The sequence below is a fragment of the Microcoleus sp. Pol12B4 genome (genome assembly GCF_036701385.1).
Lineage (GTDB): Bacteria > Cyanobacteriota > Cyanobacteriia > Cyanobacteriales > Microcoleaceae > Microcoleus.
In genome coordinates this window covers 1-1,306 of the sequence record NZ_JAUBQR010000450.1, presented here as the reverse complement: position 1 = coordinate 1,306, position 1,306 = coordinate 1, and the positions used below count along the sequence as shown (strand labels likewise).

The window sequence follows — 1,306 nt, the reverse complement described above, 5'->3', positions numbered from 1 at the left end:
ATATAACGGGTTAAAACTGTATCGGTTAAATGTTGCCATGTATCTTTAGCTTCAAAAAAGATACTGGATAAGACACTGATGACTGGTATGGCGATCGGCAATGCTAAAGCGATAACAGCAAGTGTCCATCCACTAGCAGATAAACCGCGTAAGGTCCATAGCCATTGGATTGTCCTGATTCCTGTTTGATGTAGTGATTTTGGGAAATTTTTCATTGCTAGTAAAAAGTCTAGCTTGCTACTTTATCAGTATGTGTAAACATTTGTCAAGTCTTTCTGACAATTTATCTCACTAAACAGGTGTATTGTAGAATAGTAAATTGTTGATTATTTATAGCAATAATGGCTCGACCGATAATTCTGCATTTGGATGGTGTAACAAAACAGTATGCCCAAGCAGCATCACCTGCGGTGGCATCTGTCACCCTGACATTACATCAGGGAGATATACTGGGGTTGTTGGGACCATCGGGTTGTGGGAAAACAACTTTGCTACGGTTAATTGCTGGTTTTGAACAGCTACAAGCAGGGACGATCGCTTTAGCAGGAAAAACTGTAGCCAGTGTTAATATGTCAGTCCCGCCGGAACAGCGAGACATTGGTATGGTGTTTCAAGACTATGCACTATTCCCACATTTGACAGTCGCGAAAAATGTAGCTTTTGGCTTGACGCATCAAGGAAAAGAGTCAAAGCATAATATTCATAAAGGTGTCGCAGAAGCATTAGCGTTGGTGGGATTAGAAGGATTGGAAAACCGTTATCCCCATGAATTATCCGGGGGTCAGCAACAGCGAGTTGCCCTGGCCCGTGCTTTAGCCCCTAGACCTGCGATTATTTTACTAGATGAACCATTGAGTAATTTAGATGTACAAGTACGGTTAAGATTGCGTCAGGAAGTCCGCGAGATTCTAAAAGCAACGGGAACCTCTGGTGTATTTGTCACCCACGATCGCGAAGAAGCACTTTCGATTTCAGATTGGGTAGCGGTGATGCGTCAAGGACAATTAGAACAGTTTGGCACTCCAGAGGAAGTTTATCAAGAACCAGCATCTCGATTTGTGGCTGAGTTTGTGACTCAGGCTAACTTTATTTCTGCATCGTTGAAGCAGGATTTTTGGGAAACAGAAGTAGGTTGTTTTGCTGTTAAAGGAGATTCATTTGTAAAAGTTCCTTGTGATGTTTCTACTGAAGGAGAGTTAATGATTCGGCAGGAAGACTTGAGTTTATACTTAGATGAAGATTCGGCTGTTGTGATTTGCGATCGCCAATTTTTAGGTAGAGAAAATCGTTATTGTTTAAAAACACC

Annotated in this window: 1 protein-coding gene and 1 pseudogene; one reads left to right on the top strand and one right to left on the bottom strand. The window is 41.7% G+C overall.

Annotation, left to right across the window (positions count from 1 at the left end):
• A pseudogene (locus tag QUA38_RS28960) lies at window positions 1–215 on the bottom strand (iron ABC transporter permease); the annotation flags it as partial.
• A 126-nt stretch (window positions 216–341) separates the two neighbouring features.
• Between QUA38_RS28960 and QUA38_RS28955 the strand changes: the two are divergent.
• A partial coding sequence (locus QUA38_RS28955; protein WP_333167970.1) for an ABC transporter ATP-binding protein occupies window positions 342–1,306 on the top strand: 965 nt, incomplete at its 3' end.